Origin of the sequence: Thiocystis minor (assembly GCF_016653465.1) — a bacterium.
Taxonomy (GTDB): Bacteria; Pseudomonadota; Gammaproteobacteria; order Chromatiales; family Chromatiaceae; genus Chromatium; species Chromatium minus.
On record NZ_NHSQ01000092.1, the window covers coordinates 24,498 to 48,183 of the forward strand.

A 23,686-nucleotide genomic window follows, 5' to 3' on the forward strand; every position below is an offset into this window, starting at 1 on the left:
ACGGTTCATCCGGTCGCCACCCTCCGACCCTCTTCGACCACCACGCGCCCAAGCCGGCGCGTGCGGTCGTCCACCCGGCCAACCAACTGCCCGCAGGCGGCGGCAATCTCGTCGCCGCGCGTCTTGCGGGTCATCGCGAAGAGCCCAGCGCGCGTGAGCCGCACGCGGAACTCCTCGATGCGCTCGGGGGGCGAGGTGCCGAAGTCGCTCCCGGCGAAGGGATTGAAGGGAATCAGATTGAGCTTGGACGGTATGCCTTCGAGCAAACGAATCAGTTGTTTGGCATGAGCCAGACTGTCATTGACGCCATCGAGCATGACGTACTCCCAGGTGATTTTGCGGCGCTTGTCCTGACCGACATACGCCTTGCACGAGGGCAACAACTCAGCCAGCGGATACTTCCGGTTGATCGGAACCAACTGGTCGCGCAGCGCGTCATTGGGCGCATGCAGCGAGACGGCCAGCGAGACGTCGCTGACCTCGCGCAGCCGATAGATGTTCGGCACGATGCCAGAAGTGCTCAGTGTCACTCGCTGCTTGGCCAGCATATAGGCAAGATCGTCCTGCATGATGTCCATGGCCTTGACGACGGCCTCGAAGTTGGCGAGCGGCTCACCCATGCCCATCATCACCACGTTGGTCGGCGGTTTGTCGAGCTGGCGCGCGGCATGCCAGACCTGACCGATGATCTCGCTCACGGCGAGGTTGCGATTGAAGCCCTGCCGAGCCGTCGCGCAGAAGGCGCACTCCAGCGCGCAGCCAACCTGGGAGGAGACGCAAATCGTACTGCGCCGCCCCTCGGGGATGAACACGGTTTCGATGCGCTGCCCGTCATGGAGTTCCATGATCCATTTGACGGTGCCATCCGCCGAGGGATGGGACTCGATGATGCGCGGCAGACGGATCTCCACTGTTTCGCGCAGGGTTTCGCGCAATGATCGGGAGAGGTCGGTCATGGCGTCGAACTCGACGACGCCATGCTTATGGACCCACTTGAACAGATTGCGTCCATGAAACGCCTTGACGCCCAGCCCGATGACCAGCGCCTCGCAGTCGGCAAGGTTCAGATCCAGCAGGTTGGGCTTGGTTCCGGCGGTGCTCATGGACGGATGCCTGTTAGCGGGTGCGTGGGCAAACGCCTTCCGGGAAGAAGAAGGCAATTTCGACTTCCGCCGTCTCCGGGGCATCCGAGCCATGGGCGGCGTTTTCGGTGAAGGAGTCGGCGAAATCCGCGCGGATGGTGCCGGGGGCTGCGTTGGCCGGATTGGTGGCGCCCATTATGTCGCGATTCTTGGCGACGGCATCCTCGCCTTCCAACACCTGGACCATGACGGGACCGGAGGTCATGAAACCGACCAGTTCCTCGAAGAAAGGCTTGCCCTGATGAATGGCATAAAAGGCGGATGCCTGTTCGCGGCTCAAGTGCAGCATGCGCGCGGCGACGATCTTCAGGCTGGCGGCCTCGAACCGGCTCAGGATGGCGCCGATAGCGTCCTTGGCGACGGCATTGGGTTTAATGATGGAAAGGGTGCGCTCTGTGGCCATGCGGGCTCCGGATCGGGCGTTGAGGATGCGTCGGAAATCGACAAGGGCGAGTGATGAGCGATCCCGCCCGCTTGATACATGGCGAAGGGATCGTCGTCGTTCGGATCGAATCAATCGGCAAGTTTAGCGTTAGCGACTGACCCGGGCAATGCCAGTCATCCGTTTGCGTTCGGCGCACGGATCGATCCGAGCCATGAAGCGCCATCATTCGGAGCGGGCACCTGCTTGATCGCTCACCGGCCTCGCGAGAGGCTCGGACCACAACCCCGAGACATTGCCGGTCATCATACTGTCTTCGAATCTTCACAAATCCCTGATCCGTTTTTCCATGGTTTTCCTTAACATCGCGAATTCATTGACCCGTTGCACGGACTTCTCCGAAACGCGCCATTCATTTTCCAACCTGTCTTTAAGGAATGCCATCCATGACCAAGTCTCTCAGCAAGACACTGTGCAGTCTGCCAGCCTTCATGCTGGCACTGGGCTGCACCCAGTCCAGTGCGGATATCAGCTTGACGGAGATCCCCGGCGTATCCAGCATGGGAACTGCCACCACGGCCAGCTTCGACATGCTGGTTCGGTCCACCTCTGGCACCGACACGCCTTTCGCGACGTCGGACAGCCTGGACATCACGGCAAGCATCGCGCCCGCCGCGGGCGATGTCGGCAGCAGCGCGGATCTCTATCTGGTCGCCTACCAGAATGGCGTCTGGCTGAACCGTGACAGCAGTGGCGCCTGGGGGATCTGGAACGGCGCCATGGAGTCACGGTTCCTGCCAGCGCGCCTGTGACACTGGCCGCCCAGCAGCCGATCAGTATCATCGAGAATCTAAAGGGTCCTGGGTTTTTCCAGGGTTTTGTCGGCTACAAAAAAGTCGGCGGCAATGAAGTCGTTTACAACGGAACCCCGCTGACATTCGAGATCAGCGACCTCGTCTTCTCCGGCATCTCCGTGCCTGCCAGCGTGGAAGAAAAACGCCAGATCCGCAGCACCGAAAGCGTCTTCGTAAAGGGAGAAGAGAAAGCGATCGGCTACCAGGATATCGTGCGCACCAATGAAGTCCTGGCCAAACTGGGAGGCTCCGCGGCCGAAACCGAAATCTTCGGCCTGCTCAAGGACAAAGACGGTGTCGCCCAACTGCAGGAAGACGCCAGCCCCTGGGTCTGCACCAATGGTTCGGGGCCGGATCACACGTCCCTCCTGACGTTCGGGAGCGATCTGTTCGCCGTCACGCAGCTTGAGTGCAATCTGGGAGGCGCCTACATCACCAAGCTGGATCAGGACAGCAGCGGCAACCTGAGCGCTGTTTCCACGCGCTCGGTGGATTTCTCGAATGTCTTCGGCACCTATGTCAACTGCGCCGGCATCACCACCCCCTGGAACACGCATCTGGGGTCCGAGGAATACGAACTGCCCATGGGCATCTTCAACCCCGAGGCCGAGGGTGGCGCCTGGTTCGACGATCGGACCCACAACGATCGCATGAAGGCCATTGCAGCCTTCAACAAGCTTGAGAATACAGCCGAAAACGCGGCCTATTTCGGCTATTACTTCGGTTGGACGCCCGAGGTTCGGATCACCTCCGCCAACGGCGATCACACCGTCGACAAGCACTTCGCCATGGGACGTTTCGCGCATGAACTCGCCTATGTCATGCCCGATAACCGGACCGTCTATCTCTCCGACGACGGCAGTAACGTCGGACTCTATCTGTTCATCGCGGACAAAGCAGAAGATCTGAGCGCCGGCACGCTCTATGCCGCGCGCTGGCTTCAGACCTCGGGCGCTGGCGCGGGTGCCGCCAACATCGAGTGGGTCAACCTGGGCCATGCGACGAATGACGAGATCCGCGCGGCTCTCGATAACAAGACCACCTTCGGCGACATGTTCGAGAGCGCCGAACCCGTCGACGCCACCGCCGGCACCTGTCCCGAGGGCTTCAAGAGCACCAACACCTATGACGAAGGTCTGCTCTGTACCCGCCTGAAATCGGGCATGGAACAGATCACATCGCGTCTGGAGACCCGTCTCTACGCCGCGCATCAGGGCGCGACCACCGAGTTCCGCAAGGAAGAAGGGCTCACCTACAACCCGGATGACAATGTGCTCTATGTCGCCATTAGCGAGGTGGCGAAGGGCATGGAGGACGGCTCGTCGAGCGATATCGGCGGGCCGAATCATATCCGGCTGGAAAAGGCCAACAAGTGCGGCGCGGTCTATGAAATGGGACTCAAAGGGTCGACCGCGGATACTGGCGGCCAGCCGATCGACAGCAACTATGTCGCTTACAACATGTCCGCGATCGTGGTGGGAACGCCGACGAACTACAGCGGCACGGATCTGTCCGCCAACACCTGCGATGTCAACGGCATCGCCTCGCCAGACAACGTCACCTATCTGCCGAAGTACAAGGCGCTGGTTATTGGCGAGGATACCAGCGGTCATCAGAACGACTATGTCTGGAACTACGATCTCAACACTAAGCGCCTGACCCGTATCGCCACCACGCCCTTCGGCGCGGAGACGACATCGCCTTTCTGGCACGCCAACATCAACGGCTTTGGCTATTTGACTTTGGTGACCCAGCATCCTTACGGCGAATCGGATGCCGATCAGGCTCAGAGCCCGGATGACAAGGAGTCCCATGTTGGCTACATCGGTCCTTTCCCGCGTCTCGATTAGTCGCTTGTCGCGATAACCGACGAGCCCGCGGCCGTATTTGGCCGCGGGCTTTTTTGCGTTTTTGTGTTTAACGATCAAGGGGATTTAGCAATGATGTTGTCACATCGGCGAGTTGCCAAGGCGAAAGCGGGCATTCTGACGGCCGGTTTCGTCCTGCTGATTTCACAAGGCAGCCAGGGGTTTCTCGGTTCTCCCGTCCATGGGGATAGCGGGGCTGCCGGAGACGCCGCGGTTCCGTCGGCGGGCGGCGCGACGGTCAGTGTGCGCGATACCTTCATCCATAACCCCTATGCGTATATCGCCCCTCAGTGCTACAGCCTCACCAGCAACGTCGAGGGCGCTGTCGTCAATCCCTGCTATGTCTGTCATCAGGTCGGCAAAACGCCGAATTATCTTGACGATAGCGATTTCCAACTGACCTACGAGATGACCGAGGGGGCGTTGATCAACCCCTGGTCGAACCTGTTTGAGGATCGTTCGGCGCGGATTGCCGATCTCGCCGACGACGCGATCCTCGACTATGTCCGCACGGACAACTATTTCACGCCAGGCGGCGATCCGCTCCTCGCCAACCGCTTGCGCGCGCTCCCGGCCGATTGGGATCTCGGGCGCGACAGACGCTGGGACGGCTATGTTCCCGATGTCTATTTCCAATTCGACGATCAGGGCTTCGACCGTGACCCGGAAGGCGGCTACACTGGCTGGCGCGCCTTTGCCTACTACCCAACTCCGGGAACCTATTGGCCGACCAACGGCGCCGCCAGCGAGGTTCTGATCCGCCTGCCGGACGCCTTTCGACGCAACTCACAAGGCGATTTTGACCCGACCCTCTATGCGCTCAACCTCGCGATCGTCGAGGCGCTCGTCAAACGTCGCGATGTCGTCATCGACCCGGTAGACGAATCGCTCTATCAGACCGATCTCGACCGGGACGGCGCACTTGGCTCGGCCACGGTCGTTCGTTATGACTGGGCTCCACTGGAGCAGCGTTTCATGTCCTATCTCGGTCAGGCCGGACAACTGCAGCGCGATGGCAAGGTGCATCTTGCCGCCGGCCTGTTTCCGGAAGGCACCGAATTCCTGCAAGGGTTGCGCTATCTCGACCTCGACGCAACGGGCGCCGTGCGGCCAGCAGCCAGGCTGAAAGAGTTGCGCTACGCGCGGAAAAAATCCTGGTACAACTATTCAGAACTCAAGGGCATCGTCGACCGCGAGAATGCCGAACGACGCGAGTACGAAAACAACACCATCAAGCAGGTTCCAGGGGATTACGAGCGGGGTCTGTTCGCGCAGGGCTGGGCCTATCAAGGGTTCATCGAGGACCGCGCGGGCGAACTGCGGCCGCAGACCCAGGAAGAGACCCTCTACTGCATGGGCTGTCACAGCGGCCTCGGCGCCACCACGGACACGACGTTCGCCTTCGCCAGAAAGCTCGATCCCGACGCCCATCGGCACGGCTGGTATCACTGGACGCAGAAAGACGCGACCGGCCTAAACGAGCCCAAGGTCGAGATCGCGGGGGCGGGCATCCAGTTCGAGTACTCCTACTATCTGATGTATACCCGCTCCGGAAACGAATTCCTCGACAACCCCGAGCTGCGGGAGCGGTTTTTCAATCAGGACGGTTCGCCGAACGCGGCCTCCTTCGAGCGGCTCCACGACGATATCACGCAGGCGCTGAATCCCTCGCCCGCGCGGGCGCTGGCGCTCGACAAGGCGTATCGAACGATCGTCGAGGATCAGGATTTCGTGGAAGGACGCGATACCAACCTTGAGCCTTTTCAATGGGTCTTGCCGGTGGTGCCCAAGGATCTGCCGACCGGAATCCCGCAGGCGGCCAACGTCACCGCATTCCAAGGTTGTTTCGACTCTGGCGGAGCCTGCGAACCGGACCGCCCGGCGCTGCGCGACGACTGGGCCGCGCGCGTCACCGGGGTCGGCATGGCGGGACCGGATGGCGCCCGCTATCAGGTGGACTGGCGGGGCATCATCCAGTTGAGCCGCTACGCCCTCGGCATCGAAGGCGTGGAGTTTACCTTTCCCCCGCGCCTGACGCTGCCGACCCGCGCCATCGTGCCCTTGAAGGATATTCCCGTCTGTTACGACTGCCACCGGATCGCGGCGCCCAGCGTCGATGCCGAGAACCGGGCAACGTTGGCGGTCGATCCCGCCGACGGGATCGGCGAGTCGGTCGGCGAAGGGAAACTCCAGCAACTGACCTCGGACGGAGCGCGCGATCTCGGGGCGAAATGGAGTCCGGACGGGCGCCTCATCGCCTTCGTTTCCGACCGTAGCGGGACAGATCAGATCTGGTTGATGGATGCGACGGGCGGCTCGACGCGGCAGCTCACGCAGGGGCCGTCGAAGCATGCCTGGCCAGAGTGGAGCCCGGACGGCGGGCGTCTGGTGTCTTGGAGCTTCGATCCGGCGACCTCCCTGCACGGCATCCAGACCATTGATGTCGATGGCCGCAACGCGCGCCAGATCGTGACCTGGAGCGGGCATCTGGATCGCCCGGCCTGGCGCCCCGACGGACAGTACATTGCCCTGGCCGCCGAGGTGGATGGCAATTGGGATCTCTGGCTGGTGCGTCCCGATGGCAGCGAGCGACGCCGTCTCACCCAGGATCCGGCGATGGAGACCAATCCGCTCTGGAGCCCGGACGGCTCGACGCTGGCGTACAAGGTCGCGCCTTCGGGTGATTACAATCTCACCATCGAGAACTTCATGACCTTCGAGCAAGGTCTCGACAATCCCACCGTGCATGTCTGGAATGGGCCGCAGGCCGTGCAGATGAATGCATGGAGTCCCGATGGCTCGCAGGTCGCCTATACCGCCGAAGTGATCAACGACGCCTCCGGCGAAGATCGCGTCACCTATGTCAACATCGTCTCGGACCTGACCTTGAAGGATGGCGAGGCGATCGCCGAACCCTCCGTCATCGTCTCGCAAGGTCAGACGTTGGGCGACCGCGGCGCGGTCTTCTCTCCGAATGGCGGCGAACAAGTGGCGTTCTGGGCCTGGGACAAGAACTATCGCACCACCCTCTGGCTTTATGATCAGGCCACGCAAGCGGTGCGTCAGCTCACGACCTTGGGATCCGACCTGTATCCGCAGTGGAGCCCGGATGGCAAGCGTCTGGTGTTCGAGTCGGGGCGGGGCGGGAATAGCGATCTATGGATGCTGTCGCTCGATTGAATCGAGCTGGATCTCGCGATCCGCACTGGACATCGCGCCTCATCCTGGATGAGGCGCTTGTTCGGACGTTCGGAATATCCGCCATCGTCGATGCGGATTACAGCTCGACCACATCCGAGATGATCTTGTAGAAATACTCAATCCAGTGCTCGCCATCGGGAAAATCCATCGAAATCGGTCGCTGACCATCGGTCTCCCGGATACAGGTGAACACGGGCGAGCCATCCATGCGGAGGGTTGCCTCGAAGCTCAGAAAGCCATGCGGCATGGCTAATTTCAGGCCATACGGCGCCTGCTCCGGCCCTGACATCGACATCAGCAGCCCTGACACCCGATCATCGCGACGATCATAGTCATCGGGCCAGATCTGCCGCAGGATGGAGATGCGGACGTATTCGTTTTCGACATCCTTGAAGGCGCGGATGAGCGGCGCCGCCAGTTGAGCGCATGACGAATAAACATGCCGATCCTTCAATTCGGAGTCCTGAGCGCTCAGGACGCTTTCCTGCGCAAGCGCCCTTAATTTTTGCAACGTTGGATTCATTTCAGTATACCGTGGCCTTGGTTCGCCATCGCCCGCTGGACCGAGCCGTTCGTCGCGGGCAGTCCTCATGATAGCGGATCGGGGCCACATCTGGATGCCTGGTCGTCACCGCCAGGCGACTCTCTCAGGCCGACCGCAACGCTTGTCAACGAATGACACTCGCCTCCAACTCGAACATGGGTTTACTTTCCGGACCCACTTCATGCAACGATGGATTCAAATAACGGGCACTAAGTGTCGGCTTGACGTTCAGCGACAACAGGGAGGGATCGAGATATTTTTTGAGCAGACGCCGTGCCTTCCCGGTATTGCGCACGCCGCGCAAAGTACGGACCTGCTTGAGCGCCGTTTGCGTGGGCGCCGTGCCGCCGTGACGACGATAATTGTTGATCACCGCCTCGGTATAGTTGAGCGTCTCCAGATAAGTGACCTGACTGTTGGTGCGGTCGACCACACCCTCGCCGGCGTTGTAGGCCATGATCACCCGACCATAATCGTTGTTGTATTTTTTCAGGAGCCGTTTGAGATGTCGCGTCCCCGCGTGAAGATTGGTCTGAGGATCGAAGAGCGCATCCGCCGAGGAGACGCCATAATCTGCCGCGGTGGCGGGCATTAACTGCATCAGGCCGACCGCGCCGGCACTGGACACGGCATGGGCATTGTAGTTGGATTCGGCGGCGACGACGGCGCGCACCAGCGCTTCCTCGACGCCGTACCGGCTCGCCACCGCCGGGATCAGGTCTGCGACCTGGGCACGACTTGGGCGTGTTCGGTTGGGCGGATTGGGCAAGGCCGGTCGAGTTGGCGCGGCGCTGATGGGAACGGCGTCGGTGGCCTCGGCGATATTCGCGGGTGGAGACTGATCTTTTGGCGCGCTCCAGGCGACGGCGGGAGCAAGCAGCAAAAGCAGCAACAGGACACTCGAAAAAGAGTTGATCATCCGTTCGACGAACCTCTGTGCTGAGCAGGAATCGGGTGGGATGGCTCGCTACATGACCGATGTCGCCGGTCACGGATTGTTCGAGCCGCATCACACGACAGAGTGAGACACCATTCAAGCAATGAATAAAGAAAAACGCCAACGAATCTTCGCGCGTCTGCGCGACGCCAACCCCTCGCCCACCACCGAACTGCTGTATGACACCCCCTTTGAGTTACTGATCGCGGTCATCCTCTCGGCCCAGGCGACCGACAAAAGCGTCAACAAGGCCACCGCCAGCCTCTTTCCGCTCGCCCGGACTCCCGCGGAGATCCTGGCGCTCGGCGAGGAAGGGCTCAAGTCGCACATCCGCACCATCGGACTCTTCAACAGCAAGGCCCGGAATATTCTCAAGACCTGCGCCATTCTGATCGCCGAACATGGCGGCGCGGTGCCGCGCGAGCGCAAGGCTCTCGAAGCCCTGCCGGGCGTCGGGCGCAAGACCGCGAATGTGATCTTGAATACCGCGTTCGGCGAACCGACCATTGCGGTGGATACGCATATCTTTCGAGTGGCCAACCGGACCCGGCTCGCCGAAGGCAAAACGCCGCTGGCGGTCGAACAGCAATTGCTGCGGCATGTCCCAAAGCCCTTCCAGAAGGACGCTCACCATTGGCTGATCCTGCATGGCCGCTATGTCTGTGTCGCCCGCACGCCGCGCTGTCCGCACTGTGGCATCGCCGATCTGTGCGAGTTCCCGGACAAAACGCTGGATTGAGGATGCCGCGGCTTGACGGCCCGATCCGACGATGCCGGACCTGACCCTGCTCAATCCAACATTTTTTAGGCGATTTTCGGGAAAGTTCATACCCATGCCCAAGGCTTCAAATGGACAGGATGAACGGGATGTTTCAAGATTCGCAGGATTAAACAACGGCTTTTGACGAAATCCTGTCCATCCCGCGCAATCCTGTTAATCCTGTCCATTAACAGCCTCTCCGTGGGTCGATTGTTTTCGGAACATCACCTTGGCGAGACATCACGCACACCATGTTTTCCTCGGATCGCAACAGCCATCGCGGCGTTTTCATCCAGGCCTGGGAAAAGGCCAGAGCCGAACAACCGCTGGAACCACTGGAACTCCAAATCGTCGGGATCCTGCGGCAACATCCGGAGTATCAGCCGTTCCTCGAAGCGGGGGATAGCGCGCTGGAGCGAGACTTCTCCCCTGAGCAGGGCCAATCCAATCCATTCCTGCATCTGGGTCTACACTTGGCGATCCTGGAGCAATTGAGCATCGATCAGCCCGCGGGCATCCGGAAATTGTATCGGAACCTGACGCGGCGCACCGGCGACGCCCACGAGGCGGAGCACCGCATCATGGCGTGTCTCGCGGAGAGTCTCTGGAAACTCCAGCACGACCGGCAGCCCTTCAACGAAAGCAACTATCTGGAGTGCGTCAGGCGTGCCAGACGCGCCTGATCTGGCGGTGACCGTCGCCGCATCCGGGGGCTCCCGTGTTAGCCTTGACCATCGTTACAACCGAAAACGGAACCCTGGATCGATGGCCACGCAAGATTTCGACAGCATCGTGATTGGCACCGGACCTGGCGGCGAAGGGGCGGCGATGAAGCTGGCCAAGGCCGGTCAGCGGATCGCGGTGATCGAGGCCCATGACGCGGTCGGCGGCGGCTGCACCCATTGGGGCACGATCCCGAGCAAGGCGCTGCGCCACTCGATCCAGATGCTGGCGGATTACCGCCGCAATCCGCTCTTCCAGCAGACGCAGCATCAGATCGAGGTGGAATTTCCGGATCTGCTGCGGGCGGCGGATGGCGTCATCAACGAGCAGGTCCGCACCCGCTATCGCTATTACCAACGCAACCGGGTGCAGGTCATCTTCGGGCACGCGCGTTTTCTGGAGCCGGATCTGCTGGAAGTGCGACGCCCTGGCGGTCTGACCGATCGACTGCGCGCGCAACATCTCGTGATCGCCACCGGTTCGCGGCCCTATCATCCGCCCGAGCTGGATTTCAGCCATCCCCGCATCCGCGACAGCGACTCGGTGCTGGCGCTTCCGCACACCCCAAGATCCATCACCATCTATGGGGCCGGCGTCATTGGCTGCGAGTACGCATCGATCATGAGCTCGCTCGATGTAAAGGTGAATCTGGTCGACACCCGCGACCGGCTCCTCTCCTTTCTCGACGACGAGATCACCGATGCGCTCAGTTATCGCCTACGTCAGCAGGGGGTCGTGATCCGGCACAACGAGACCTATCGGCGCGTGGAGGCCGGCGCGGATGGCGTGGTGCTGCATTGCGAGTCCGGCAAAAAATTCAAGACCGATATTCTGCTGTGGGCGAACGGGCGCACCGGCAATACTCATGACCTGGGACTTGAAACCATCGGCCTGATCCCCAATCAGCGCGGCCAGTTGGATGTGAACGCCAGCTATCAGACTGCCCTGCCCCACATCTACGCGGTCGGCGACGTGGTCGGCGCGCCAGCATTGGCCAGCGCCAGTTATGATCAGGGGCGTTTCGTGGGTGCCCATATTGCGGACGGGGACTGCGACTGGTCGCTGATCGAGGAATTTCCGACCGGGATCTACACCGTGCCCGAGATCAGTTCCATCGGCCGCACCGAACGCGAACTCACCGCCAGCCAGATCCCCTACGAGGTCGCCCAGGCGGACTTCAAGAGCATCGCGCGCGCCCAGATCACGGGACATACCGTCGGCATGCTCAAGCTGCTGTTTCATCGCGAGACGCTGGAGATCCTTGGCATCCACTGTTTCGGCGAACAGGCGGCCGAGATCGTGCATATCGGTCAGGCCATCATGTCCCAGCGCGGCGCGGCGAATACCATCCGCTATTTCACCGAGACCACCTTCAACTATCCCACCATGGCCGAAGCCTATCGGGTCGCGGCGCTCAATGGGTTGAACCGGCTCTTTTGATCGGCGGGCCGGGTCTGGATCGGACTCGGCGCCATCGGCGGGACTCATCTATTGCTATTTCATAAAATACTTATATACTAACCCACGTTCTGAGCGAAAACCGCTGCTTGATCACAGGCACTCGTCCCTGAATAAACCAAATCGCCTGTGGTTCGCATGGTTGATGTCACAAAAATTAAAAAACCGGAACCGTATCTGCTGCAAGGGTCATTGGCTGACGCAATGCCGATGCCACTCGAAAACAGCGCCTGTCATGCTGGATGCGGTTCAATCGATCGGGATGTTGCATGGCCGTTTGCGCGTTCATTTCATTTTTCTCTTCCATCACCATGGTGTGTCCTATGTCCAAGCTGATCCAAGCCGCTTCCATCGTCGCCCTCGCTGCCGCCGCTTCCACTGCTGGCGCTTGGTATGCCGCTCCTCCCCAAGCCCCCGCCATGATGACGCAGGCGCCGCAACCGGCGGCGGTCAAGCAGGGCGCCGCGAATTTCAGACCGTTAACGGGCCATCCATTCGGTGCCGGTCACGCATTCCCGGACGTTTCGCCGATGCCCGAGTTTGGACAATATCCCGCCATGCCCGAGATGCCCGCGTTCGGCCAATACCCGAATCGGCCGGACATGCCCCCAATGCCCGAGTTCGGACAGTTCCCAAATCGCCCTGACATGCCGCCGATGCCCGAGTTCGGACAGTATCCAGCCATGCCCGAGATGCCCGCGTTCGGCCAATACCCGAATCGGCCGGACATGCCCCCAATGCCCGAGTTCGGACAGTATCCCGCCATGCCCGAGATGCCCGAGATGAAGCGTGAGCGTCCGGCCATGCCTGAAGCGTTCGAGGCCCGAATCAAGGAAATGGAAGCCCGTCGCGCCCAAGCGAAACAACAGATGGAAGAGCGCCGCGCAGCCATGAAAAGCGAGCAGGAGCAGCGTCGCGCACAATATGCCGCGCACAGCTTCGATGCGGGCCGGGGCATGAACTCCAATGCGCCGTGCGCGCCCGCGACAACCTCGCACTCCGTGCAGTAAGGGGTTGAACGATCGCCAGCGGCGGCGATCCGCCGCTCAGGCAAAAGCCCCGTCGCGACCGTGACGGGGCTTTTTTCGTGGATGAAGGCAATTTTATGACTGTTCCCGAAACTCGCCTCGTGCTTCGCTACTCAAGTTACGAGACCGGGGTCTCCTCGTTGTCGTTGTCGTTGTCGTAATCGAATATTCGCCATGTCGAGACCGCGATCACGACAACGACAACGACAACGACAACGGCCTGAGACGATCTCGGGACTTTCGCACCGTTATACTAGTGGCCCTGGGCGAAATAGGTTTCCAGAAAGTCGTCGAAACTCCGATCGTCCGCGGCTTCGATCTCTCGCTGTTGCCGGAGCGAGTCGACCGCCAACCGATCGAGCAACGCCTGACGTTCAGGGCTCAACTCCAAGGACCGCAGGTCACGACGATGCTTCTCGGCAAGCCGTTGCGAAAAGGCGAAAAAGCCTTCGTGCCGCTCCCGCATCGTTTCCAGGATCCGCGCGGAAGGCGTGAGGTCGGGATGCCCGACCTTTTCCCGCTGCCGCCGCAAATTCTCGGAGCGCGGGCCATTCGCCGCGCCGTCCAGCAGTTCCGCCGCCGCCGCCATTCCATCAAGAATTTCGCCCGCCCACTGGCGCAAGGCGACAGGGCTTCGGTCGCGGACTAACGCCAGCCCCGGCTCGCGGCCGCGATGGGCCGTCAGCACCTGATTCTCGTCGATCTCCCGACGCTCGCGCGCGCCGATCCTCGGGCTGCCGAGCAACAGGCAGTAGAGCATCAGGCCGTCGAGGAACAACAGCTGTTCGTCGCCCACACCCACTGGCTCGAAAATATTGACATCCAGCGAGCGGAGTTCGACATAGCGAATGCCGCGCCGACGCAAGGCCAGGGTCGGTTTTTCCATCCAGTCCATGATCTGCTTCGGGCGCACCGTGCTGTAGTACTCGTTTTCGATCTGGAGCACGTTGGCGTTGAGCTGTTCGTAGCGGTCGCCAACCTTGACGCCAATGGCCTCGTATTGCGGACAGGGCGTCTGGATGGCCCAGGTCAGACTGCGCACATAGGCGTCGAGGCTGTCGTAGTTGGCCTTGATGCCCGTCCCTTCCTCCTGCTTGTTTTGATAGCCGATGTCGCCCATGCGCAACGAGGTGGCGTGGGGATAGAACAGGGTATCTGCGTCGAAGCGCTGGAGATCGGTCTCCCGTCCCTGCACAAAGCTGGCACAGACCGCCGGCGAGGCCCCAAACAGATAGGGCACGAGCCAGCCGATCCGTTGCAGGTTGCGGATCATGCCCATCTGGGCCTCGGCGCGAAACCCGACGCGCTCGCCCGTCACCACCTCCTGATCCTGATAGAGATCCCAGAAGGCATCCGCGAAGGAGAAATTGAAGTGCACCCCGGCAATCAACTGCATGGTGCGTCCGTAGCGATTGCCCAGACCGCGCCGATAGGCGGTCTTCATGGTCGCGGCGTTGGAGGTTCCATACTGGGCGAGCGGAATTTCGCCGGCACGCGACAGGATGCACGGCATGCTGGTGCCCCAGAGCAGTTCACCCGGAAGATGCCGGTAGACATAGAGATGGATGTCGGTCAGAAACTCCAGCGCCTCGCGCCCACTGCTCAGCGGCGGCGTAATGAGTTCGATCAGTGCCTCGGAAAAATCCGTGGTGATGTAGGGATGGGTGAGCGCCGCGCCCAGGGCAGGCGGGTGCGGCGTCTCGGCGAGTCTGCCGTTCGCCGAGACGCGCAGACCTTCTTTTTCCAGACCGATGCGGTTGCCGGCGAAGGTGGCGCTGCCACCCGCGGCCGCCAACCGTGCAATCCGCCGTTCCAACGTCGCTTGCGAGTCGTTCAATCTCAGTCTCTCATGACGGCCATGGGGCGTTTGGCGCGTTCCAGCAGCACGCCATCGATCAGGATGCGTGCCGCTTCGTCCACCTCGATGCGCGCGATGGCCTTGCGCTGCACGTCCAGGGCGTCTTCGTCGATCTGCTCCGCGTCCTCGTCCACGGGCGTGATTCCCCGCGCGCGCAGAAAGCTGTCCTGATCGTTCTTGAATGCGCGCTCGCGTTGCTCGTCAGCCGTGCGCCGTTCGGTTTCGCGCAGCGAGACCTGCGTTTGCTCCTCGATCTCGCGCATCATTTTGCTGCGTTCGGTGAGCATTTTGAAACCGGAATCGCCGGCAATCCGCTCGGCGGACTGGCGTGTCAACAGATCCACCCCGACCAGGCCGTTGTGCTGATAGGCTGCGGGCTGAATCCGCGTCCAGGGCAACGCATTGTCGAGCGAGCGTTCGCCGTGCTCCTTCAGATACTCCGCGCTCGGAAAACGGATATCGGGTTCGACGCCGCGCAACTGGGTGCTGCCGCCGTTGATCCGGAAGAATTCGGCCATGGTCAGCCGCAAACGGCCAAGATCGTTGGCCTCGCCGGGCACATAGCGGTTGAGATCGATCAGCGTTTGTACCGTTCCCTTGCCGAAGGTCGGTTCGCCGATGATCAGACCCCGCCCGTAGTCCTGGATCGCGGCGGCGAAAATCTCCGAGGCGGAGGCACTGTCGCGATCGACCAGCACGGCCAGCGGTCCGGAATAGGCCACGCCAGCATCGGTATCCGCCTCGATTTCGACCTTGCCGAAGGCATCCTTGACCTGAACCACGGGTCCGGTGTCGATAAAGAGACCGGTCAGCGACGTGGCTTCGGCCAGCGAGCCGCCGCCATTGCCGCGCAGATCGATCAGGATGCCGGCGACGCCGCGCGCGACCAGGTCGTCGATCAAGCGTCTCACGTCGCGGGTCGTGCTGCGAAAATCGCGATTGCCGGATCCTTCCGCCGCGAAATCGCGATAGAAGGCGGGGATTTCCACCACGCCGATCTTCAGTCCGGGTCCGTTGGCGAGGTCCTCTACGACAAAGCTCTTGGCGGCCTGATCTTCCAGCTTGATTTCATTGCGAACCAACGAAATCTCGCGCGCCCGGCCGGTTGAACCGCTGGCCTTCGAGAGCAATTGCAGACGCACCACGGAACCCTTCGGCCCGCGGATTTTGTCCACCACGTCCTCCAGCCGCCAGCCGACCACGTCCTCCATCGGGCCGTCGAGTCCCTGGGCAACGCCCACGATCTGATCGCCCGTGTGGATCTGGCCGGAGTCGCGGGCCGGGCCGCCGGGGACCGTGCTCTGCACCACGGTGTACTCGTTATCGCCGCGCAGAACCGCGCCGATCCCTTCCAGGGACAGCTTCATGCTGATGTCGAAATTCTCGGAGGTGTCGGGCGACATGAAGCTGGTATGCGGTTCCAGCGTCTGCGTGTAGGCATTCATGAAGGTCTGGAAGACATCGTCCCCATCGAACTGATGAATCCGCCGGGCAAGCCCCTCGTAGCGCTTTTGCAGACGCTCGCGAATCTCTGCGTCCGGTTTGTCGGCCAGACGCAGGGTGAGGAAGTCGTTCATCACCCGTTTGCGCCACAGATCGTCGAGGGTGGCGCTGTCGGTCGCCCAACGGGGATCGGCGGGTTCGAAGGCGTAGGACTCCGTCCGGGTGAAATCGAACGTGCCTTCCAGGAGTTTGAGCGCATGGGCGACCCGCTCGTCGACCCGCATGCGATAGACGCGAAAGATATCGAAGGCGATATCGAGATCGCCCCGGCGCAGGCTGTCGTCGAGACGACGGGCGCCATTCTCGAACCGTTCCACGTCGTGTACCAGGAAGAAGGAGCGGTTGGGATCCAGGGCTTCCAGGTATTTATCGAGAACCTGACGCGCAAAGGTCTTATCGAGATTCACCTTGCGGTAGTGATAGCGTTCCAGCACCTTGTTGATGACGATCGCCGATTTGGTGTGCCCCGGATTCGGGAAGAGTTCCGAGAGGGAGATCGGATGCGGAACGGCAAGGGCGGCCGAGGCCGCCAACAGCAGCATCGCAACCGGCAGGAATCGGAACAGGCGCGGTTTCATAGGCAGTACTCTCTGTCAATCTTCAGCCGCGTCGAGGATGGCATGCGTCGTTTTCCGCGATAGATCGGCCTCGCTGGCGCCGACAAGCATCGGGGCTGACACGGTTGAAGCGTTTAAATGTTCAAGCTTTGTAGACTTTACGCCGGTAGAGATCGGTCCGCCGACTCACCACGCGGTCGACGAACAGCAGTCCATCGAGGTGGTCCAGTTCATGTTGGACCGCGCGCGCTTCATATCCTTCCATGGCGAATTCATGTTCCCGACCATCGGGATCCTGCGTCTTGAGACGGATGCTGGTCGCGCGGATGACATTCCCGGTGTAATCCGGCACCGACAGGCAGCCCTCGCGCCCGATCGCATAGCCTTCCCAGTGCACGATCTCCGGATTCACCAGCACAAGATAGCCGTGATTCGGGGTTTTGGGTCGCCCCGAGACGTCGACGATCACGATGCGCTGAAAGCGTCCAACCTGAGGCGCGGCAATGCCGACCGCCGCGGGGCCATCCCGGCGCGTGTCTTCCAGATCCGCGATAAAGGCCCGCAGTTCGTCATCGAAACGCTCGACGGGCGCCGACACCTGCTTCAGCCGGGAATCGGGGAGTTTGAGGAGATCCAGAATGGCCATCGGTCAACCAATCAGTAAGTCGACAGGCGAAACATCCACGGATACGCCCTGCTCGACGAGGGGCGAGAGCGCGAACTCCAGGGTTTCCAGCGTCTCGGCGCAGAAGCCCTGGATGTTCATGATATAGATCGGCCGCTCCTGGTCGCCAGCCACGTCCGATTCAAGCTCCAGGATGTTGAAGCCATGATTGACCAGGATGCCGGTCACCTCGGCGACAATGCCGGCGCGATCCGCCCCCGTCACCCGCACCTGGAAATTAGGCACCAGATGCCGGTGCAATCCGCCATGCACCTGATCCAGATGGACGCGCAGACCGAGTTCGCCGGCCACGGGTTCAAGTGCGCCCAGGATCTCCTGACCGGACCCTTTGCCGCGCACCATCAGCATGATGGTGAAGTTGCCGCCGAGCCGAATCATCGATGCCTCGCCGAGATGACAGCCGGCCTCGTAAAGCGCGCGCGTCACCCGCGAGACGATGCCCGGGCGGTCGGCGCCCACCAGAGTCAACATATTCCAATCGGACATGGATTTTCTCTCTGTGAATCCGGAACAATCATGTTTGGATCATACCTGACGCGGGGCTATCTTCAGCGCGCGGCGCAAGCCAGATCAGGCTGGCCATGCGCCCGGTGACGCCATCGCGCCGGTACGAAAAAAACCGTCGCGGCTGCGAGAAGGTGCAGTCTCCGCCTCCGTAAATCCGTGCGATGCCGAGCTGGGCCAGCCGTTGACGCGCGAGCAGAAACAGATCGGCGAACCAGGCACCGCCCGGCGCCCCCCCTGCGCCAGCCGGTCGACCTGGACGAAAGGCCGCCGCCGCGCGCGCATCCGCCGCGACGAAGCACTCGCGTACCTCGTCGCCGACCGCGAAGGCCGCGGGGCCGATCGCCGGACCGAGCCAGACCAGCAGGCGCTCCGGCGCGATGTCCAGCGCCGCCACCGCGGCCTCCACCACGCCCCCGGCCAGACCCCGCCAGCCGGCGTGGACGGCGGCGACGCGGGTTCCCCGTTCATCGCAAAGGAGCAGCGGCAGACAGTCGGCGGTCATCACGACACAGACCGCGTCCGGCGTGTCCGCCACGGCGCCATCGGCGTCGCGGTCCGGATTCGCCGTGCCGACGCGGACGATCGCGCGGCCATGCACCTGACGCAACCAGCAGGGCGCTGCGGACAGCCCGAGACGAGCCAGGAGCCGCGCGCGATTGTCATCGACCCGCCCAGGTTCGTCACCCACATGATCGCCCAGATTGAGGCTAGCGAACGGTCCTTCGCTCCGTCCGCCGTCGCGCGTGGTAGAAATGGCGCGCACCCAGGGCGGCGCCGGCCAGTCAGGGCGAATCAGTTCCAACCTCGGCCTCCCATCGCAACAGATCCAACAAAGCCTCCAGGTCCGGGGCCATCGGGATCTCCCAGGCCACCGCCTCGCCGCTCGCCGGATGGTTCAGCCCCAGGCGGATCGCATGCAGCGCCTGACGCGGAAACGCCTGGAGCCCAAGGGTGAGTTCGGCCGCGCAGCCGCGCGGCGGACGCGGGCGTCCGCCATAGGTGCGATCGCCGACCAGCGGATGATGCAGATGCGTCAGGTGTACCCGGATTTGATGGGTCCGACCGGTCTCCAGTTCAACGCTCAGCAGGGTATGGCCGGGATAACGCTCCAGGACGCGATAATGCGTCACCGCCAGGCGGCCATGGGGCACCACCGCCATCCGGATACGCTGGGTGGGATGGCGGCCCACCGGGGCATCGATCCGACCGCCCGTCACCAGCTCGCCAACCGCCAGCGCGCGGTATTCGCGATGCACCTGGCGCGCCTGAAGCTGTTCCACCAGCGACTTGTGCGCGGCGAGCGTCCTGGCCACCACCAGCAGACCGCTCGTGTCCTTGTCGAGCCGATGCACGATACCGGCGCGGGGCACCTTCGCCAACTCGGGGGCGTAATGCAGCAGCGCGTTCTGGAGCGTGCCGTCGGGATTGCCGGCGGCGGGATGGACCACCAGCCCCGCGGGTTTGTTGACCACCAGCAGGTGCGCGTCTTCGTAGACCAAATCCAGCGCGATGTCCTGGGCCGCGCACGCCTCGCTCGCCGCAAGCCGTGCATCGAGACGGATGGCGTCGCCGTCCCAGACCTTGTCGCGACAGCGGCGCGGCGCCTCATTGACCAGCACCTGCCCGGACTCGATCCACTGTTGCAGGCGGCTGCGGGAAAACTCCGGCAGCAGCGCCGCCAACGCTTGGTCGAGACGGGCGCCCGCGAGCGCGGGATCGACCCGCACCGCGCGCCGCACCGTTTCGTCGGTCGCCGGGTTCATGATGAGATGGTCCCAGCGCCTGGGATAGTGGGACGCGGTAGACCGCATCGCCGCGCGCTGGAGCAACGCCCTTCGGGTATACTGCGGATGATTTGAAACAGGTGTCCTTGAGTCATGCCTCGAACGTTAACACGACTGCCCTTGCTGTTGCTCGTTGTCGCGCTTGCCGGCTGTGGAATCTTCGGCAAGGAAATCGACCCAACCGAGGGCTGGAGCGCCGCGAAGCTCTATGCGGAGGCGGCCTCCGAACTCGATTCCAGCAATTACACGCGCGCCGTCGAACTTTACGAAAAGCTGGAGTCGCGCTATCCCTTCGGGCGTTACGCCATGCAGGCCCAGCTCGACGTGGCCTATGCGCACTATCGCGCGGAGGAGCCGGAGAAGGCCATCGCCGCCGCCGATCGATTCATCAAGCTCTATCCGCAGAATCCGTTCGTCGACTATGCCTACTATCTGAAAGGCATCGTCAACTACAACCGCAGCGTGGGTTTCCTGGATCGCTACATCCCGACGGATGCCTCCCAGCGCGATCCTGGCTCGGCGCTCGACGCCTTCACGGATTTTTCCGCGCTGGTCGAGCAGTTTCCGGACAGCAAGTACGCGGAAGACGCGCGTCAGCGCATGCTCTATCTACGCAACAACCTCGCCAGACATGAAGTGAATGTCGCCCGTTATTACATGCGTCGCGGCGCCTATCTGGCCGCGGCCAATCGCGCCAACCATGTCATCGAGCGTTTTCAACGCACCAGTGCCGTCGAGGATGCGCTGGAGGTGCTGATCGACGCCTACCGCGCGCTGGACAAGCCGGAGCTGGCCGCCGACGCCAAACGGGTGCTGGATCTGAATCGTCAGGCCGGGCGTTTCGTGTCCGACGAGCCAGAGCCTGGCGAGGTCGATCTGGCCCGCAAGCTATGGGAATACCTCAAGCTCGACGAAGGCTAGTGAAACTGTGCGAAAGTCCCAAGACCGTCTCGGGCTGTCGTTGTCGTTGTCGTCATCGCGGTCTCGACATGGCGAATATTCGATTACGACAACGACAACGACAACGACAACGACAACGACAACGACAACGAGGATGTCCCAGTCTCGGAATTTGAGCAGCGCACTTGACCACGTCCGTCTGGCAGGGTCAGCAACGTTTGTACCCCTGCCTAAGGCATCGAAACGGCCTGTCCGCAGGTAGATTGTTTTCAGACAACGACCGAAACCGAGTCGACGCTGACGCCGCCCGGAAAATGCCAAACTGGCTGATCACTGAAAACGACGCGGACCATGACGGACGCGGTCTAAATGGCGGCCTCGTCTTCCTCGCCGGTGCGAATCCGCACGACCCGCGTGACCTCGGAGACGAAGATCTTGCCGTCGCCGATCTTGCCGGTGCGGGCGGCCGCAGTGATGGCGTTGATGCAACCCTCGACCTGCTCGTCGGCAAGCACCAGCTCGATTTTGACCTTCGGCAGAAAATCAACCACATACTCGGCGCCACGATAAAGTTCGGTGTGGCCCTTTTGGCGCCCAAAACCCTTGACCTCGATCGCGGTCATGCCCGTGATGCCGGCGGCGGACAGTGCCTCGCGGACATCGTCCAGCTTGAAGGGTTTGATGATGGCTTCGACCTTTTTCATGAGAATCTCCGTTGAGGGGCGCGGCGGATTGAAGTTCGGAAGTATAGGTTCACGACCGAACGATGAACAGCGCCACGGGCGCGCGGCCGCTCAGAAGCCGCTGGTGATCGGATACCGGCGATCGCGTCCGAACGCCCGCTCCGAGATGCGGACCCCAGGAGGCGACTGCCGCCGTTTATATTCGTTGCGATCCACGAGTCGCGCCACCCGGCGCACCACTTCAGCCGGATAGCCTTGGCTGACGATCGCCTCGACGCCCTCGTCCAGTTCGATATAGAGGCGCAGGATCGCGTCCAAAACCTCGTAAGAAGGAAGGCTATCCTGGTCGGTCTGATCGGGTCGCAATTCCGCCGAGGGCGGCCGCGTCAGCACGCGCTCCGGAATCGCCGCCGAGCGCGTGTTACGGTAGCGCGCCAGTCGATAGACCAGCATCTTGGGCACATCCTTGATCGGTGCGAACCCACCCGCCATGTCGCCATAGAGCGTGGCATAACCCACCGCCATCTCGCTTTTGTTGCCGGTCGTCAGCAGGATACGTCCGGTCTTGTTGCTGATCGCCATCAGAATGACCCCGCGACAGCGCGCCTGGATGTTTTCCTCCGTGACATCCGCCGGCTGTCCGGCAAAGGCCGGTTCCAGCATGTCCAAAAAGGTTCGGAAGGCCGGCTCGATCGGGATGATTTGCGTCGCCACACCCAGCAGGTGGGCCTCTTCGAGCGCATCCTCATTGCTCATGTCAGCGGTATAGCGCGAGGGCATCAGAACCGCCTCGACCCGATCCGGCCCCAGCGCATCCACCGCGATCGTCAGGGTTAGCGCCGAATCGATCCCGCCGGACAGGCCAAGCACCGCCCCGCTGAAACCGTTCTTGCGCACATAATCGCGCACCCCGAGTACCAGCGCGTCATAGATGGCCGCCTCTTCGTCGGGCGGCGGTCCCATGGCCGCGGGACTCGTCGCGACGGTCGTCCCGGCGTCATCGAAGTCGACGGTCAGCACCGACTCCGCGAAACCCGGCGCGCGCGCGACGATCCGCCCGGCGCGATCCGCCACGAAGGAGGCCCCGTCGAATACCAGTTCATCCTGCCCGCCCACCAGATTCGCGTAGAGGATCGTCAATCCGTGATCGCTCGCCCGACGCGCCACCAGCGCCTCGCGGTCCTCGCTCTTGCCGGCATGAAAGGGCGAGGCATTGAGATTGAGCAGGATTTGGGCGCCGGCCTCGGCCGCCTGGCGCGTGGGTCCGGCGTGCCAGATATCCTCGCAGACACTCAGCCCGATCCGCAGACCGCGATGCTCGAACACCGTCGGCGTCGCGCCCGGCTGAAAATAGCGCTTCTCGTCGAAGACGCTGTAATTGGGCAGATGCTGCTTGGCGTATTCGGCGATCACCTCGCCCTCGCGCAGCACCCCGGCCACGTTGAAAAGTCCGCCCACCGCCTGAAGCGGATAGCCCAGCACCAGTGTGATGCCAGTCGCCTCCGCGCGGATGCGTTCCAGCGCCGTTTCGACCCGGTGCAGGAACTCCGGGCGTAGCAGGAGATCCTCCGGCGGATAGCCGGTCAGCGCGAGTTCGGGGAAGACCAGCAGATCCGCGCCCTCGGCGCGCGCCCGCGCGGACTCGGCGACGATGCGCGCGGCGTTGCCGGCGACATCGCCAACCAACGGATTCATCTGTGCGATCTGGATACGACAAGCCAAGGTGGTTCGCTCCGAAGCTAAATGGTCTCAATCAAAAGAGTCGCCATCGATCACCACGAATGCAAGCCCGTTTGGTCGTTCCATGGCAGATGGGTAAACCGACTCAGGTAGCCAATCTTCGTCCAGGATCTGTTCGAGAAGATAGGGGCACCCGATCGGGAAAAGATGTGGCTCCAGATCGGTTTCAATCACCACCTCGCGCATCGCCTTGCCATAGACCTTGGCGAGGGTCTCGTTATCCAGACGCGCTTTCAGGCTGGGCGATTGTTCCAGCAGGCGTTCGATGGCCGTCCGTTGACGAACGATGGTCAGCAGCCAGCTTCGGCCACGCCGTTCAGGTTGGTATTGATGTTTCAGAAGATGTAGGAGCAATACCTGCAAACGGTTCAGGAGTTCCCGGCGTTCGCTGGCACTCATGCCTTCCAGTTCCTCGGCAAGATGCCGGGCGTCCACCTGATCGATCTGACCGGCGCGCAGCAACCGGGCGTTATGCATGGCCCAGGCATGGAAATCGGTGTCATAGGTCAGGTTCTCTGTCATCGCCGTTTCCTGATCGAGATGGAGATGGATTCGCGGAAAAGCCTAAACAG

At 62.0% G+C, this 23,686-nt stretch carries 22 protein-coding genes; 8 read left to right on the forward strand and 14 right to left on the reverse strand.

Going from position 1 to position 23,686, the window contains the following annotated elements; genetic code table 11:
- Window positions 1–5: 5 nt before the first annotated feature.
- Both rlmN and ndk read right to left on the reverse strand, forming a co-directional pair.
- The gene (rlmN, locus tag CCR95_RS13790) at window positions 6–1,103 is read right to left on the reverse strand and encodes a dual-specificity RNA methyltransferase RlmN (protein WP_201095334.1); all 1,098 of its coding nucleotides are present in this window, start codon (window positions 1,101–1,103) and stop codon (window positions 6–8) included.
- A gap of 13 nt (window positions 1,104–1,116) precedes the next feature.
- Entirely contained in the window at window positions 1,117–1,545 is a 429-nt protein-coding gene (gene ndk, locus CCR95_RS13795) for a nucleoside-diphosphate kinase (protein WP_201095336.1), read from the reverse strand.
- A 425-nt stretch (window positions 1,546–1,970) separates the two neighbouring features.
- Here ndk and CCR95_RS13800 point away from each other — a divergent pair, with 425 nt between their 5' ends.
- From CCR95_RS13800 to CCR95_RS13810, 3 genes are all read left to right on the forward strand, one after another.
- Entirely contained in the window at window positions 1,971–2,336 is a 366-nt protein-coding gene (locus CCR95_RS13800; protein ID WP_201095338.1) for a hypothetical protein, read from the forward strand.
- Complete coding sequence (locus CCR95_RS13805) at window positions 2,333–4,228, forward strand: PhoX family protein (RefSeq protein WP_338115400.1); 1,896 nt, start codon at window positions 2,333–2,335, stop codon at window positions 4,226–4,228. Before CCR95_RS13800 ends, CCR95_RS13805 begins: the two co-directional genes overlap by 4 nt.
- Window positions 4,229–4,318: 90 nt before the next feature.
- Window positions 4,319–7,426: a PD40 domain-containing protein gene (locus tag CCR95_RS13810; protein WP_201095345.1), complete on the forward strand. Its 3,108-nt coding sequence runs from the start codon at window positions 4,319–4,321 to the stop codon at window positions 7,424–7,426.
- Window positions 7,427–7,523: 97 nt separating this feature from the next.
- Here the strand turns inward: CCR95_RS13810 and CCR95_RS13815 are convergent, their stop codons facing one another.
- Both CCR95_RS13815 and CCR95_RS13820 read right to left on the reverse strand, forming a co-directional pair.
- Complete coding sequence (locus tag CCR95_RS13815; protein ID WP_242523243.1) at window positions 7,524–8,039, reverse strand: hypothetical protein; 516 nt, start codon at window positions 8,037–8,039, stop codon at window positions 7,524–7,526.
- A gap of 76 nt (window positions 8,040–8,115) precedes the next feature.
- On the reverse strand, window positions 8,116–8,910 hold the full coding sequence (locus tag CCR95_RS13820) for a lytic transglycosylase domain-containing protein (RefSeq protein ID WP_201095352.1): 795 nt from the start codon (window positions 8,908–8,910) through the stop codon (window positions 8,116–8,118).
- A gap of 121 nt (window positions 8,911–9,031) precedes the next feature.
- Here CCR95_RS13820 and nth point away from each other — a divergent pair, with 121 nt between their 5' ends.
- The 3 genes from nth to sthA all read left to right on the forward strand — a co-directional run bounded on the left by nth (window position 9,032) and on the right by sthA (window position 11,851).
- Window positions 9,032–9,667, forward strand: a complete 636-nt coding sequence (gene nth / locus CCR95_RS13825; RefSeq protein ID WP_201095354.1) for an endonuclease III — start codon at window positions 9,032–9,034, stop codon at window positions 9,665–9,667.
- A gap of 272 nt (window positions 9,668–9,939) precedes the next feature.
- Window positions 9,940–10,371, forward strand: a complete 432-nt coding sequence (locus CCR95_RS13830; protein WP_201095356.1) for a DUF1841 family protein — start codon at window positions 9,940–9,942, stop codon at window positions 10,369–10,371.
- Window positions 10,372–10,453: 82 nt separating this feature from the next.
- Window positions 10,454–11,851: a Si-specific NAD(P)(+) transhydrogenase gene (sthA, locus tag CCR95_RS13835; protein WP_201095358.1), complete on the forward strand. Its 1,398-nt coding sequence runs from the start codon at window positions 10,454–10,456 to the stop codon at window positions 11,849–11,851.
- 175 nt (window positions 11,852–12,026) lie between these two features.
- Here sthA and CCR95_RS13840 read toward each other — a convergent pair whose 3' ends face one another.
- Window positions 12,027–12,182 carry a hypothetical protein gene (locus CCR95_RS13840; protein ID WP_201095360.1) on the reverse strand — a complete coding sequence of 52 codons (156 nt, stop codon included), beginning with the start codon at window positions 12,180–12,182 and terminating at the stop codon, window positions 12,027–12,029.
- A 10-nt stretch (window positions 12,183–12,192) separates the two neighbouring features.
- Between CCR95_RS13840 and CCR95_RS13845 the strand changes: the two genes are divergently transcribed.
- On the forward strand, window positions 12,193–12,879 hold the full coding sequence (locus CCR95_RS13845; protein ID WP_201095362.1) for a hypothetical protein: 687 nt from the start codon (window positions 12,193–12,195) through the stop codon (window positions 12,877–12,879).
- A gap of 271 nt (window positions 12,880–13,150) precedes the next feature.
- Here CCR95_RS13845 and gshA read toward each other — a convergent pair whose 3' ends face one another.
- From gshA to rluD, 6 genes are all read right to left on the reverse strand, one after another.
- Window positions 13,151–14,734 carry a glutamate--cysteine ligase gene (gene gshA, locus CCR95_RS13850; RefSeq protein ID WP_201095364.1) on the reverse strand — a complete coding sequence of 528 codons (1,584 nt, stop codon included), beginning with the start codon at window positions 14,732–14,734 and terminating at the stop codon, window positions 13,151–13,153.
- Window positions 14,735–14,736: 2 nt separating this feature from the next.
- A complete protein-coding gene (locus CCR95_RS13855; protein ID WP_201095366.1) occupies window positions 14,737–16,836 on the reverse strand; it encodes a carboxy terminal-processing peptidase in 2,100 nt (699 codons plus the stop codon).
- A 121-nt stretch (window positions 16,837–16,957) separates the two neighbouring features.
- Window positions 16,958–17,461 carry a peptide deformylase gene (gene def / locus CCR95_RS13860; RefSeq protein ID WP_201095368.1) on the reverse strand — a complete coding sequence of 168 codons (504 nt, stop codon included), beginning with the start codon at window positions 17,459–17,461 and terminating at the stop codon, window positions 16,958–16,960.
- Between the two features lie 3 nt (window positions 17,462–17,464).
- A complete protein-coding gene (locus CCR95_RS13865; RefSeq protein ID WP_201095370.1) occupies window positions 17,465–17,986 on the reverse strand; it encodes a glycine cleavage system transcriptional repressor in 522 nt (173 codons plus the stop codon).
- A gap of 28 nt (window positions 17,987–18,014) precedes the next feature.
- Window positions 18,015–18,809, reverse strand: a complete 795-nt coding sequence (gene pgeF / locus CCR95_RS13870; protein ID WP_201095371.1) for a peptidoglycan editing factor PgeF — start codon at window positions 18,807–18,809, stop codon at window positions 18,015–18,017.
- Window positions 18,790–19,770 (reverse strand): 23S rRNA pseudouridine(1911/1915/1917) synthase RluD, encoded by a 981-nt coding sequence (gene rluD / locus CCR95_RS13875; protein ID WP_201095373.1) that lies wholly within the window; start codon window positions 19,768–19,770, stop codon window positions 18,790–18,792. The genes pgeF and rluD overlap by 20 nt, the downstream gene beginning before the upstream one ends.
- Before the next feature lie 114 nt (window positions 19,771–19,884).
- Here rluD and CCR95_RS13880 point away from each other — a divergent pair, with 114 nt between their 5' ends.
- Complete coding sequence (locus CCR95_RS13880) at window positions 19,885–20,712, forward strand: outer membrane protein assembly factor BamD (protein ID WP_201095375.1); 828 nt, start codon at window positions 19,885–19,887, stop codon at window positions 20,710–20,712.
- Between the two features lie 344 nt (window positions 20,713–21,056).
- Here the strand turns inward: CCR95_RS13880 and CCR95_RS13885 are convergent, their stop codons facing one another.
- The 3 genes from CCR95_RS13885 to CCR95_RS13895 all read right to left on the reverse strand — a co-directional run bounded on the left by CCR95_RS13885 (window position 21,057) and on the right by CCR95_RS13895 (window position 23,636).
- Window positions 21,057–21,395 (reverse strand): P-II family nitrogen regulator, encoded by a 339-nt coding sequence (locus CCR95_RS13885; RefSeq protein WP_014779636.1) that lies wholly within the window; start codon window positions 21,393–21,395, stop codon window positions 21,057–21,059.
- 90 nt (window positions 21,396–21,485) lie between these two features.
- Entirely contained in the window at window positions 21,486–23,069 is a 1,584-nt protein-coding gene (locus CCR95_RS13890; protein ID WP_242523244.1) for an NAD+ synthase, read from the reverse strand.
- Window positions 23,070–23,123: 54 nt separating this feature from the next.
- Window positions 23,124–23,636, reverse strand: a complete 513-nt coding sequence (locus CCR95_RS13895) for a DUF29 domain-containing protein (protein ID WP_201095379.1) — start codon at window positions 23,634–23,636, stop codon at window positions 23,124–23,126.
- Between the last annotated feature and the right edge of the window lie 50 nt (window positions 23,637–23,686).